We start from the raw sequence: 12979 nt of genomic DNA, 5'->3' as shown, positions 1-12979 counted from the left end.
CACCAAATTGTACCTTCGAGTAAGTACTGTGATTGTTTCAAAAATTAAGCGTGTTTTTACTGATGGTGATAATCGTGAGTTAATTTTAAGTGCTGCGTTTGCATTCGTTGTTAGAGTGCTCGGAGCATTTAGTGGCTTTTTGGTAACATATTTTGTTGCTAAGAGTCTTGGCGCGGCGGAGTCGGGTCGTTACTTTCTAGCTCTCTCAATAGTCATGGTGTTGTCCTCTGTATCTCGTGCCGGATTAGACAATACCGTATTGCGCTTTGTCGGAGGTACCCCTGAGTTAGCAATTAATGTGATGGCGAAAGCATTGATGGTTGTCACAATATTGGGCTTGGTGTTTTCTAGTGTGGCTTATTTTTCGGCTGGTTACATTTCGTTGGAAATATTTGGGAAAGTAGAGCTAAAGCCGATACTGCAGAAAATGTCGTTTGGTATTCTAGCCCTATCTGTCGTTACAATTTCCTCGATGGCGCTTCAAGGCTTGCGGCGAGTTTCCGCATCAATTTTTGTTTTAAATATTGCAGTAAATACGTTGCTTATAGGCAGTATTTTCACTTTTGGAATTACCAATGCTACTGAGTTGGGTGCGTTCTATACGCTATGTTCAATTCTCATTGCGGCTATTGGTATTTCGTTTTTCCTTTGTTTTGCTCCTCGCACTGAAAAGTCTTCAATTCCTTGGAAGGAATTATTTGCTAGTTGTTGGCCGTTATGGATAGTCGTGGTAATGGCGCAGATGGTTCAGTGGTCCGGTCAATTTGTAGCCGGCGCATATGTTTCTAGTGATTTAGTGGCGCAGTTTGCGGTAGCGCAAAGAACCGCGATGTTAACAAGTTTTGTTTTAATCGCAGTAAATTTAGTTGTTGCTCCTCGGTTTGCAGCATTGTACCGCCAAGACGATTCCCGTGGATTGGAAATATTAGCAATAAAGTCTGTAAAGATAATATGTGTACTTGCGCTACCTGTTGTCGGCGGGATGTTGATTTTTCCTGAAAAATTGATGGGCATCTTCGGCGAAGAATTTGTAACCGGAGCTTATTTGTTACAAATATTGGCGATTGGTCAGTTTGTGAACGCCGTTACAGGATCTGTCGGGTTTTTACTTATTATGTCAGGTAATGAACGTGATATGCGTACGGTTACTTTGATTTCCGGTTCGCTAGCTATGGTACTGACCTGGGGTATGACTGTGGCTTTTGGTGTTTTAGGCGCGGCTTTAGCAACGGCTATAGCAGTTTCTGCGCAAAACCTAATGGCTGTGTATTTTGTGAAAAAGCGCCTTGGGTTCAATACCCTGCTAGTCTGGCGCTAAAAACTATTAGAAAGCCTATTGTTCTGGTGCATGTCTGCTGAATAAGTGTTATTGAATCGTAATGCCACGATTTAACTGCTTTTTATATCCTTTCGAATTCTAACTACAGAACTGAAAAAGTATATTTTCTAGAATAGGATTTTACTCGTTTGGATTGACTTCCTTTTATGTCTGATATTATTTCCATATCTACTTCGTATTCTCCAACTTCTGTACTGATACCAGATATTTCCCCAGATGTAGTATCAAGTGTAATACCTTCTGGCAATCTCCCCGATCGCAGATTCCAACGAACCATTCCCGTAGTTATCGACCCCCAGTGCGTCAGTTTATATGAGTAATATTTAGAGGCGATTGCGTTTGGAATTGATGAGCTGGTTATGACTAAGCCGTTGTTCTCGAATACTAATTCTTTGAGATTAGAAAATTTAATAGGTGACGTTTCGTGAAGACTTTCTTTTTCATAAGGATCTTCAAGTAAGTCGTAAAGCTCTTGTTCACCTGTACTGTGCATTACGTACTTTAAAAAGTTGTCGCTGTCTTTATAAATTATTCCGCGCCATATCCCGTCAGTATCGAATCTATACGAGGTGTAACCATAATTCTGAATTGAGATATGCTTTCTTGTAATTGGTTGACCTTTAAATAATAAGTTTTTTAGGCTTACACCATCTCCGGTAAATTTGTATCCGGCAATTTCTAAGATCGTTTGAGGTATGTCGAGATTCATCGCAATCAAATCTTCGAGTGTCTGTGTTATAACGCCGGGACCTTTTATAAGTAGCGGAACGCGTACAGATTCCTCATATGCCCATCCTTTATCGCAAAGCCCATGTTCACCCCACAATACGCCGTTGTCAGAGCTAAAAATAACAATTGTGTTGTCTTGCAGTCCTAATCTTACTAAATTGCTGTCAAGCTCCTCCATGAGCCTGTCGAGTGAACGAATTGCTCTAAGTTGTTTCTGGGGATTTTTGTTTCCACAACCACCCGCGTTCAGTGGGCCGGTTGTGACCCAAGATGGCTTATCGCTGAGATCCGACTCATTAACAGCTCTATCGTTATAGAAGAAATCTGTGTAGTAATTTTCATCCTGTGGTTCTGGAGTAGAAGGAGGATGTGGCGAAAAAGTGGAAATCATTAAGAAAAATGGTTTAGAGCTATTTGAGAGGTTTTCAAGGGCGTCAAACGCTCTCGCTTTTTGAGAGACCGTTAGGTGAGATTTGTCTTGTTCTAAAATTGCCTCAGTATTTTGCCCTGATGATCCAATAGTGTATGGACCGTAATTATACCAATCTAAAACTTGGCCACCTTCAGCATTGCTGATAAAAACAGTCCAGCCCGGTGGGACGTGCCCTTTTTTATAGCCGTGTAAATATTTTCCTATGAACCCTGTGTTGTAACCTAGTTCTTTCAGGTTTGTCGCGAGAGTATCATTTTCATTAAAATGAGAAATACTTCCATTTTTTGCATTATTTTCTAGTACGCCAGTATTTTCTGGGTAATAGCCACCACTCAATATTGTTGCCCTAGCTGGGCAGCACTCCGGGTCAGTAACATACGCGTTCGTGAAATACGCACCTTTTTGTTTAAAAATCTCATTCACATATGCCATGTCTGCGACAGTATCCCATCGTTGATCATCAGTTAGGACAAAAATGATATTTGGCCTATCTTCTGCAGGTGATGAGGAGCTCGATCCACCGCCACAAGCAGTTATGAGTAAGGTTAAAATTGAGACAATTAGCTGCTTATTTTTAGTCGAGGTAATAGTGTTCATAAATTGGAAAAGTCTGAGTTTGAAATTTTCACCTAGTCTCGCACTTCTTCTATTTTATTGCATGTAATTTTGATTACTTCGTGAGCTTGCTCCGTCTTTGATTTTAGCACGTTGCTGTACTGCTCATAGCCTATTCCATATAGTTACCCTGGGTAACCCGAGGGTGTCGTTAGTTGGTCTGTAGAATCAAGGCGTGGTAAGTAATTCCTTTGGATTTATGTCCTTATATAAGGCCGGAGATTCGTTGTTGATCCCACACTTAATTTCATTTCCGTTCGTACCGAGCCGCAGTTGGAAATTCTTCCGAGCGATGCGAATGCCTTTGTTTTTTCACGAACTCTCTTTTTCGCATGCTAGAATCCTATCGGTAGATAATTCGATATGTAGGTCAAGTGAATGAAAGTCACGGTGTTCGGTATTGGGTATGTTGGCTTGGTGCAGGCTGCGGTATTGGCAGAAGTCGGGCATGAGGTAGTCTGCGTCGATGTGAATGCTGAGCGTGTCGAGAACTTAAAAAAGGGCATTATTCCAATATATGAGCCGGGTTTGACGCCTTTGGTTCAGCGCAATTTCGACGCTGGCCGCCTGCAGTTCACTACTGATGCTGCTATGGGTGTTAAACACGGCAAGATTCAGTTCATTGCTGTGGGGACCCCCCCAGATGAAGATGGTTCTGCGGATTTGCAATATGTCCTGGCGGTGGCCACTACTATTGCGACGTATATGGAGTCCCCCAAGATTGTTGTTGATAAGTCCACTGTGCCAGTGGGAACCGCTGATAAGGTCGTCGATTGTATGGCAGCGGTCTTGGCTGAGCGTGGAGTGACTTTGGGGTTTGATGTGGTCTCGAACCCCGAGTTTTTAAAGGAAGGGGCGGCGGTAGCTGATTGCCAGCGTCCAGATCGAATTGTTATTGGCACCAATAGTCCGTCTGTTGAAAGTAAGATGCGTGAGTTGTACGCGCCCTTTAATCGTAATCATGAAAAGTTGATTGTGATGGATGTGCGTTCTGCGGAGTTAACCAAGTACGCTGCTAACTGTATGTTGGCCACTAAAATCAGCTTTATGAATGAGATGGCTAATTTGGCTGAAAAGTTGGGCGCTGATATTGAGAAAGTGCGCCAAGGGATTGGTTCTGATCCACGTATTGGCTATCACTTTATCTATCCTGGTTGTGGCTACGGTGGTTCTTGTTTCCCTAAAGACGTGCAGGCCTTGGTGCGTACCGCTGAGAAAGTGGGTTATGTGCCTGAGTTGTTAAAGTCAATCGAGGCGGTGAATCGTCGCCAGAAAGAGAAGCTGTTTACGCATATTCATGCGTTTTTTGATGGCGATTTAAAGGGAAAGCGGATTGCGCTTTGGGGCTTGTCGTTTAAGCCAAATACGGATGACATGCGAGATGCGTCAAGCCGTGTGTTGATGGAAAGTTTGTGGGAAGCCGGTGCGGTGGTGCAGGCTTATGACCCCGAGGCGATGAATGAGGCCCAGCGTATATATGGTACGCGCTCTGATTTGACGTTGATGGGGACAAAGGAGTCGGCATTGAATACTGCAGATGCCTTGGTTGTCTGTACAGAATGGAATGCGTTTAAGGCACCGGATTTTGATCTGGTGAAAGAGCGTTTAAGCCATGCGGTCATTTTTGATGGCCGAAATTTATATGATCCTGCGATGCTTGAAGAGCAGGGGATAGCCTATTACGGGATTGGGCGTGGTCGCAGTGTGCTTGGGTTCGCCTAATGGTGTTTTGCTGCAGTTCAGTATGAATTGATCCCCGGTCAGGTAGGGCGAATGACGGCGTAAATCCTTCGTCATTTCCGTCCCCTATCAGGTATCTACTTTTGCGTCTAACGCGGTTATGGCGTTTCGGCCAAATTATTGAATGAGCTAAGTGCTTCGCTGTGAGTGATTTTTAGTTCAGCTTTGGCCTAGTGTTTGGCAAGCCCTATAGCACTTTCAATGAGCATCTGTAGTGTTCGTTTGGTGGTGTGTTGTTTTAGTCGACTAAACTTGCCCTTACTGAGCATCTCACGCAATGATTTAAGGTCGTACTCACATTGATCGATGTGTTCAGATAAGGCAGTTAGGTAGGCAGATTTTGACGCGCTCATAGTGATTTCATAGTTTGCGTGTGTCTAAACAAGGTGACGTTCATGTTAAGCAAGTTTTCCTTTCATTCTTTGAGTTGCTGTTTAGTCAATATTTATCATCCATGATTTTTATTGTGCTCGTTTGTAATTTGGCATTCTAATGCACGATATTATTAGATTGTATATTTCTGTGTTAGTTTACAGTCTATTGCCTTTAGTTAATGCATTGTTACTTACAATACGCTTAATTGAGTCGCAGGATAAATTTCAGATTTTTCATTGCTTTTATTTTGGCCGCGAGTAGACTTAAGTTTGCTCTGGATGGGCACTTGGCAGGGACGCTGACCAAGGTTGGTCGTGTACATAGGATGTGTACTTTCGGAATGGATGACCGGCTCCCTGCCATTCTTTTTTCCTGATGTTTACATCGGGTGTCCTTAGTTATTTTATATCCCCTCTCTTAGTAAAATATTAATTGTTACGAGTTTGTGCGCGTTACGTTTTTATTTAATTTTTCAAAAAAATTAAATATTGAGTTTTCACGTTTATTTCATGGCTGATATTCGGTGGTCTACGAGGCCTTGAGTAAACCTGAGATGATACTATTTAAGAATATTGCGGAATCGTGGAATTACTCAAATAACTCGGTAGTCATCGTCTCCCAGATGTTATGTTTGATCAACGATGTTCAAAACATAATGTTATTGTACCCACGTATATTATGTAAAAGCTCACGTCATCTCTGATCCCGGCCGGGGACTTATATTAGTGAAGCGGATGCTTTTATCGATAATAGCTTTGTCGAGACACCGCGCTATTTCGCTTAGGTTCCGTTATAAATTGTCTGTGAATGCTTTAGAATATGCGTTTTACCAATTGGATTTAACGAATGGAAACTATTCTCGTCACCGGTGGTGCTGGGTATATCGGTAGTCACACGGTTGTGGAGTTGCAGGCTGCGGGCTATGACGTTGTCATTGTCGATAACTTTGTGAATAGTAATCCGGCAGTTCTTGAGCGTATTGAGAAAATATCTGGCATCGCGCCGACTTTCATTCGAGCAGACATACGTGATGCCGATGCTTTGGCTGGTGCTTTTTCTTCACATGAAATCGACGCTGTTATTCATTTTGCGGGTTTAAAAGCCGTTGGTGAGAGTGTTGAACAGCCTTTACGTTACTACGACAATAATGTGCGCGGTACGATGGCGTTATGTCAGGCGATGGCGGATGCTGGTGTTTTTAAGTTGGTATTTAGTTCGTCTGCTACGGTCTATGGACCGGACGCGCCGGTGCCCTACGAGGAGTCTATGCCATTAGGCCAGCCTTCTAGTCCTTATGGTGCATCTAAAGCCATGGCTGAGCGTGTGCTTGCGGATCTGTGTATTTCTGACTCCCGCTGGGCTATTGCTGCTTTGCGATACTTCAATCCGATTGGCGCACACAGTTCTGGATTAATTGGTGAAGACCCACTTGGAATTCCAAATAATTTGATGCCGTTTATAAGTCGCGTTGCCGTTGGGAGGCTAGCTGAGTTATCGATATTTGGCGGTGACTACGAAACCCCTGACGGGACGTGTTTACGGGATTACCTTCACGTTGTGGATTTGGCTGCAGGTCACTGTCAATCTCTGGCCTCTTTGGAAAAGCCTGGATTGCACGCGTTCAATTTGGGTACGGGGCAGGGTGTTTCGGTCTTGGATATGGTTCGGGCTTTTGAGTCAGTGACTGGTCAAGCTGTGCCCTATAAAATTGCGCCACGTCGCAGTGGTGATTTACCTGCGTTTTGGGCGAATGCAGATAAGGCCAAGCGCGAATTACATTGGGTGGCGGGTAGTTCGCTAGAGCAAATGATGGCAGATACCTGGCGTTGGCAAAGTGGCAATCCTGACGGGTACGGTGGATGAGGTCAAAACCTCAGCTATAATCGATTTCGTTCGACCATCCTTGTGAGCGCAGCATGAACGCTGGGCTCACAATTTAGTGAGTGTTTTATCTTTTTCTAATTGAAAACTTTGAAGATCTTCTGCGAGTTGTAGGTTCCCCTGATAATAATTTCTCGCTTCCTTGTAGAGGTCATTCACGGTGTGTTCTTTCGCGCCTATGTCGGTACGGTAGCGCTGACTAAAATGGGTGAGTATTAGGTTCTTTAACTTTGCATTTGCGGCGGTTTTGGCGACCATTTCCGCCGTGCTGTGCATGTATTGAGGGCCTACCCTTGCGAGGACATCTTCGGTGAATGTGGATTCATGAATTAATAAATCACTGTTTTCTAGCGCTTTTGAAAGCAAGTCAGGCTTGTCATTGTCGCCGCCTATGACTGCTCTGCGAGGTGTCCATGCAGGGCTGCGAACTTGATCAGCACTTATGATCCTTCCATCTTCAAGAGTAATATTTTCTCCCTGCTGTAATTGGTGCCATAGCGGCCCGCGTGGAACCTTAAGAGAATCTAATATTTCTTCATTTAAATGAAAGGGTGGGATTTCACTTACGTGATATGCGTAGCAAGGTACTCTGTGTGACATCGCGACGGCGCTTACCGAAATATGACCATCGTTGTAGCGGAAGTTGTCGTGATCTGAGCGCACAAAATTTAGTGGGAAGCGTAGGTTATGCACATCGGTTAGTGCGAAAGTACTTCGCACGTATTGTTCGATACCGTCGGGTGCGCAAACGGTAAGCGGTGCCTTGCGACCGCTCATGTTGGCGCTCGCAATTAAACCGGGCAAGCCATAGCAATGATCGCCGTGTACGTGGGTAATAAAAATGGTTTTAAGCTTGGCAGAAGAGTATCGGCTTTTTAACAGGCGGTGTTGAGTGCCCTCGCCGCAATCAAATAGATACCACTCGCGATGTTCGTCAATTGCCAGTGCGAGGGCGGTGACGTTGCGGCTTGTGGTTGGCGTGCCAGCACTGGTGCCTAAAAAAGTAAAACGCATAGTGTTATCGAGTCTGCTCCGCAATTAGCATGTTGATCCTTAGGTCTATTTTACATAGATACCCTTCTTTTGCGCGGTACCAGTTCTATCTTGTGACGAAATCATTGTCGATAGCTGTCCTCACATTGAGGTATATGCACTCTGGATCAAGTTGCAGATGCCCGATTGGGGTAAGTGGATGTCGTGCGCAACTGGCATCGAACATCTAGCATAGTGAAGTCGCGTTGAGCTGGGCGATATTTTCTCGTGGTCTAATTTCTTGTACCTGCTGCGCCATTCGGATGAGGCGGGGAATTTTGCTTTGTATTATTGTCAACCGTTCTTCGTTTGCGAGCGTATGTCTCGAAAATCACGAAAACAATAACGACGGGAAAGGACGTAGCAATGAAATTCGCGTATCACCACAGTATGTGCCCCTCAGAACAATATCTACCGTTAACATTAGCGGCGGAAAATCTTGGTTTTGACACCATTACCATGCCAGACAGTATTTGCTATCCCAAAGAGGGCAGCTCTAAATATCCCTATAACAGCGACGGTAGCCGCGAGTTTTTAGACGGTGTGCCGTTTATTGAGCCATTCTTGCTCACTGCGCATTTGGCGGCACTGACGAGCAAAGTTCGGTTTACCACCTCCGTGCATAAGTTGGCTGTTCACGAACCAGCATTAATTGCTAAGTCTTTGTCTAGTCTAGCAATTCTTACTGGCAATCGCTTTGGCTACGGTGTCGGTATTAGCCCGTGGGCAGAAGATTTTGAAGTGACGAATGTGGCGTGGGATAAACGCGGCAAGCGCATGGACGAGATGATTGAGATTATTAATGGACTAATGACGGGCGAGTACTTCGGCTACAAAGGCGAAATGTTTGATATGCCCGAAATTAAACTCTGCCCAGTACCAAGTGTACGGCCGCCTATTCTTGTTGGTGGGCATTCAAATCCCGCATTGCGTCGAGCTGCGCGTTTGGGCGATGGTTGGATAGCTGCTGGTGGCGAGTTGGATTCGATCAAAGGGATGGTCGATAAGATTAATGAATTCCGCAAAGAATATGGTCGTGATCATTTGCCCTTTGAATTTCATGCTATGACAGCTGAGGCCTATTCAGCCGACGGAATTAAGCGTTTGGAAGATATTGGTATTGATGAAGTGCTGGTTGCCTTTCGTGATGTGTATGCCTCTGAAGCAGACGATAAATCGGTTGAAGAAAAGGTGGGCATGATGACGTGGTATGCGAATGAGGTGATTGCGAAGTCGCGTTGACAGTGGGGCGGGCCTGTTGGAGGGCTCGTCATACTGAACTCCGATCAGATCTCCATGTTCGCGAAGCGATTGCGACTACTGTGTCTAAGCCGGTGGCTTCAGTAGTTCTATCATTCTAAAAAGATACTCGGCCTTCGCTTCCCGTTCTTCAAAGGGGCACATCAGTAGGTTTTTGGCCATGCCGTTCACGAGGTCGAAGGCGATGCTGGTGATGTCTTCCGCACTTAGCTCTTTGGTGACATGCCCCTTGTTTTGCATGCTACCAATCATGATGACCATTAAGTCTCTGAATTGTTTGGTTTTTTCGCGCTCGGCTTGCAAGCTGGCGTCATGGGTTAACGCAAAGGTGTGTAGATTGAGGCGTACTCGCCACTCCAGATCCGACTCTGTATCTAGGGGCAGGCCAGCTTTAATCACCGGAAAGAATGACTCAATATTGGGGCTATCGTCGGCGATGGCTTCCTGCATGCGCAGGTCAATACGCTGGTCAGCCCAGCGAAACGCGGCGATGACGATTTCTTCCTTGCTGCTGAAGTAGTGCGACAACACCCCAATGGAGCAGCCCAGCTCTTTGGCCAGTGCGCGGGTAGTTAGTGCTTCCAAACCTTTGTTTGCAATAAGGCTCGCGGCGGCGCCAGCCACTTCTTCACGGCGGCTATCGTGGTCAACTTTCCTCAATGTGCTTACCTTGTATTCGTGGTTGCATCGGCTTTCGGCCATCTATATGCGAATAATATACCGAAGATGACCAATATTTCATATCGGACGCTTGATATGTATTATGCCCAAGCCTATGATTGACGCAAATAACAATTTCATCGCATCCCAATTGGAGGCCGATTATGACTACGGCAGTAAACCCAGACTACAAGCTAGCCAAAAACAATGAAAACCTCGACCATATTCCGGGTTCATTTGGGCTGCCTATTATCGGCCAGACCTTCCAGTTGGTGACCGATCTCTACGGCACTATTGATAACCAATACAAAAAGTTCGGTAATGTCAGTCGCTTTGGCTTGGCGGGCTTTCGTGGTGCGTTGCTGATTGGTCCGGACTTATACAAAGAAGTGTATTTGGATAAAGACAAAAATTTCTCGGCAGAAATGGGCTATATGGGCTCATTGGGTCGCTTTTATAAGGGCGCACTGCTACTGCGTGATCATGAAGATCACAAATTTCAGCGCCGGATGATGCAGTCTGCTTTTAAAAATGACGCCATGAAGGGCTACATTGGCACCATGGGGCCGATGATTGAGGAAGGTATTTCTGACTGGGGAGAGCAAGGAGAGTTGCTGTTCTTTCCGGCGATTAAGCAAATTTTGCTTGATGTGGCTGCGAAGATTTTTGTCGGCTTAGAAGAAAGCGACGAGCGGGCAGCCAAATTGAATAAGGCGTTCTTAGATATCGCCAACGGCTTGATGGGCATTATCACTAAAGAAATTCCCGGCACTAAATACCGCAAGGGTAAAATTGGCGAACGCTATCTGCACCAGTTTTTTGGCAGCTTAATTGCTGATCGCCGCGCTGGTGATGGTACCGACACCTTTAGCTATTTCTGCCGTGAAAAAACCGAGGATGGTGAGTACTTCTCTGATGACGACATCATCGCTCACATGGGTTTCTTGTTGTTCGCCGCGCATGACACCACTACCAGCGCATTGAGTCACATGCTTTACCACTTGGGGCAAAACCAAGAGTTACAGCAGCGTCTTCGTGATGAAGCGATGTCTATCGACAAACCTTATCTGGATTACGAAGATCTAGAAAAAATGCCATTGATGGAAGTGGCGGTGAAGGAAGCGCTGCGCTTGCATCCCTCAGTTATGATGATGCAGCGTCGTACCATTAATGAATGCGAGCTGGGCGGTTACAAGCTACCGCCAAATACTATTTTGTTTTTGGCCCCGCAGCATAACCACCGTATGGCGGAATACTGGGACGAGCCAGAGAAGTTTGATATTGATCGCTGGTTAGAGCCGCGTAATGAGCACAAACGGCACACCTTTAGTTTTGTTGGTTTTGGTGGCGGTGCGCATAAATGTATCGGTATGCACTTTGCGTTAATGCAAGTGAAAAACTTCATGCACCAGTTCCTGCGTCAATATGAATTCCGCTTGGCGGATAATTTCAGCAGCAAAATGCAAACCGTACCACTCCCTAAGCCGGTGGATGATTTGCCGATTGTAGTGAAGCGCATAGCAAAGGCCTAGTATTTAGGCGGCATTGGCACAGGCATACCCGATTCTAATCGGATATGCCTTTGTGCGAATTGCATGCTTTTAGTTCTCGCGGCGTGCGCAACGCAGGGAAGCCCGATTGGGTATCCACGTGAGCGGAGCGAATTCTTGAACCATTTCCCGCAGCTACCCTTTATCATTCGATGATCTTTTTCGTCACCCCCTTACGGCGCTATTTGAGCGGAGATGTCATCGGTTATGGCATGCTTGCCCCGTATAATCTTGGCAGCATCATCGAAAAAATAATGAGGATATCGCATGAAACTCGGACTACATCTCGGATACTGGCAAAAGCATCCCACTGATCGCTTCTTAGAGTTGGCGCAGGCTGCTGAGAATATGGGTTTCGATTCGGTGTTTACCGCTGAGGCCTATGGCTCTGACTGTTTCACGCCGCTTGCGGCTATCGCCGCTACCACAAATAAAATTCGCCTTTGTACCGGTGTGATGCAAATTTCAGCGCGGACGCCGGTGTGTGCGGCAATGACGGCGATGACACTTGATCATTTGTCCAATGGTCGTTTGTGTCTTGGCGTCGGTGTATCTGGCCCTCAAGTGGTTGAAGGCTGGTATGGCCAGCAGTTTAAACGTCCCCTTGAGCGTACCCGCGAATGGTTAGATATTTTCCAGCAAGCGCTATCGAGAGAGGCGCCGGTAGAATTCCACGGCAGCCAATATAATTTGCCTTACCAAGGGCCTGAAAGTCTGGGCTTAGGTAAGCCATTAAAAAGTATTACCCATCCACTGCGCAAGAAAATCCCCGTGTTTCTCGGTGCGGAAGGCCCGAAGAACATCGCGCTGGCGGCTGAAAAATTCGATGGTTGGATGCCCATTTTTGTTTCGCCTTACCGCATGAATATTTTTGACGACAGCTTGGCGAATAAGTCTGATGATTTTGAAATTAACGCGATGGTAAATTGCATCGTTAACGACAATCTCGAAGAGGCAATGTACCCAGGTAAAATGACTATGGCCCTGTACTTGGGTGGCATGGGCGCGCGCCAAGATAATTTCCATAAGAATTTAATGGGCCGGATGGGCTTTGGCGACGAAGCCGAGAAAGTGCAAGACCTCTGGTATGAAGGTAAGCACGATGAGGCCATAAAAGCTGTTCCTGACGCACTGGTTGATGAGATTTCATTGCTCGGCCCGAAAGAACGTATTCGAGAGCGTCTGCAAGACTGGAAAAAATCGGATGTCACCACGCTCATGATTGGTCATCGCGACCATTTTGAAACGTCGATAGATACCATGGAATTCATCGCCAACGAAGTGGTGTAAATTTTAGGGCTTCTTGCCTCAATATTTTGATGCATCGCGCCAGCTCTGTTTTAGAGCTGGCGTTTTTATTTTCTG

At 45.6% G+C, this 12979-nt stretch carries 10 protein-coding genes; 6 read left to right on the top strand and 4 right to left on the bottom strand.

What is annotated here, in order from left to right:
* Window positions 1–28: 28 nt before the first annotated feature.
* Window positions 29–1318, top strand: a complete 1290-nt coding sequence (locus O9X78_RS06815; protein WP_269618873.1) for an oligosaccharide flippase family protein — start codon at window positions 29–31, stop codon at window positions 1316–1318.
* Window positions 1319–1421: 103 nt separating this feature from the next.
* Here the strand turns inward: O9X78_RS06815 and O9X78_RS06810 are convergent, their stop codons facing one another.
* Entirely contained in the window at window positions 1422–3098 is a 1677-nt protein-coding gene (locus tag O9X78_RS06810) for a sulfatase-like hydrolase/transferase (RefSeq protein ID WP_269618872.1), read from the bottom strand.
* 396 nt (window positions 3099–3494) lie between these two features.
* On the opposite strand from O9X78_RS06810, the gene O9X78_RS06805 reads away from it, so the two are divergent.
* Window positions 3495–4838 carry a UDP-glucose dehydrogenase family protein gene (locus O9X78_RS06805; RefSeq protein ID WP_269618871.1) on the top strand — a complete coding sequence of 448 codons (1344 nt, stop codon included), beginning with the start codon at window positions 3495–3497 and terminating at the stop codon, window positions 4836–4838.
* Window positions 4839–5026: 188 nt separating this feature from the next.
* Here O9X78_RS06805 and O9X78_RS06800 read toward each other — a convergent pair whose 3' ends face one another.
* On the bottom strand, window positions 5027–5209 hold the full coding sequence (locus O9X78_RS06800; protein ID WP_269618870.1) for a ribonuclease HepT family protein: 183 nt from the start codon (window positions 5207–5209) through the stop codon (window positions 5027–5029).
* An 868-nt stretch (window positions 5210–6077) separates the two neighbouring features.
* Here O9X78_RS06800 and galE point away from each other — a divergent pair.
* A complete protein-coding gene (galE, locus tag O9X78_RS06795; RefSeq protein WP_269618869.1) occupies window positions 6078–7094 on the top strand; it encodes a UDP-glucose 4-epimerase GalE in 1017 nt (338 codons plus the stop codon).
* A gap of 66 nt (window positions 7095–7160) precedes the next feature.
* On the opposite strand, the gene O9X78_RS06790 is transcribed toward galE, so the two are convergent.
* Window positions 7161–8126, bottom strand: a complete 966-nt coding sequence (locus O9X78_RS06790) for a ribonuclease Z (protein WP_269618868.1) — start codon at window positions 8124–8126, stop codon at window positions 7161–7163.
* A gap of 384 nt (window positions 8127–8510) precedes the next feature.
* Here O9X78_RS06790 and O9X78_RS06785 point away from each other — a divergent pair, with 384 nt between their 5' ends.
* Complete coding sequence (locus O9X78_RS06785) at window positions 8511–9386, top strand: TIGR03619 family F420-dependent LLM class oxidoreductase (RefSeq protein ID WP_269618867.1); 876 nt, start codon at window positions 8511–8513, stop codon at window positions 9384–9386.
* 84 nt (window positions 9387–9470) lie between these two features.
* Here O9X78_RS06785 and O9X78_RS06780 read toward each other — a convergent pair whose 3' ends face one another.
* A complete protein-coding gene (locus O9X78_RS06780) occupies window positions 9471–10064 on the bottom strand; it encodes a TetR/AcrR family transcriptional regulator (protein ID WP_269618866.1) in 594 nt (197 codons plus the stop codon).
* Window positions 10065–10228: 164 nt separating this feature from the next.
* Here O9X78_RS06780 and O9X78_RS06775 point away from each other — a divergent pair, with 164 nt between their 5' ends.
* Complete coding sequence (locus O9X78_RS06775; RefSeq protein WP_269618865.1) at window positions 10229–11596, top strand: cytochrome P450; 1368 nt, start codon at window positions 10229–10231, stop codon at window positions 11594–11596.
* Between the two features lie 285 nt (window positions 11597–11881).
* Window positions 11882–12904 carry an LLM class F420-dependent oxidoreductase gene (locus O9X78_RS06770; protein WP_269618864.1) on the top strand — a complete coding sequence of 341 codons (1023 nt, stop codon included), beginning with the start codon at window positions 11882–11884 and terminating at the stop codon, window positions 12902–12904.
* Window positions 12905–12979: the final 75 nt, after the last annotated feature.

The sequence above is a fragment of the Zhongshania aquatica genome, assembly GCF_027257955.1.
GTDB classification, from domain to species: domain Bacteria; phylum Pseudomonadota; class Gammaproteobacteria; order Pseudomonadales; family Spongiibacteraceae; genus Spongiibacter; species Spongiibacter aquatica.
The sequence above is the reverse complement of the archived record's forward strand: the minus strand, read 5'-3'. Positions and strand labels throughout refer to the sequence as shown.

Coding starts and splice junctions, on each gene's coding strand:
- galE (WP_269618869.1), top strand. CDS start 6,078: ATGGAAACTATTCTCGTCACCGGTGGTGCTGGGTATATCGGTAGTCAC.
- O9X78_RS06805 (WP_269618871.1), top strand. CDS start 3,495: ATGAAAGTCACGGTGTTCGGTATTGGGTATGTTGGCTTGGTGCAGGCT.
- O9X78_RS06800 (WP_269618870.1), bottom strand. CDS start 5,209: ATGAGCGCGTCAAAATCTGCCTACCTAACTGCCTTATCTGAACACATC.
- O9X78_RS06785 (WP_269618867.1), top strand. CDS start 8,511: ATGAAATTCGCGTATCACCACAGTATGTGCCCCTCAGAACAATATCTA.
- O9X78_RS06770 (WP_269618864.1), top strand. CDS start 11,882: ATGAAACTCGGACTACATCTCGGATACTGGCAAAAGCATCCCACTGAT.
- O9X78_RS06775 (WP_269618865.1), top strand. CDS start 10,229: ATGACTACGGCAGTAAACCCAGACTACAAGCTAGCCAAAAACAATGAA.
- O9X78_RS06790 (WP_269618868.1), bottom strand. CDS start 8,126: ATGCGTTTTACTTTTTTAGGCACCAGTGCTGGCACGCCAACCACAAGC.
- O9X78_RS06810 (WP_269618872.1), bottom strand. CDS start 3,098: ATGAACACTATTACCTCGACTAAAAATAAGCAGCTAATTGTCTCAATT.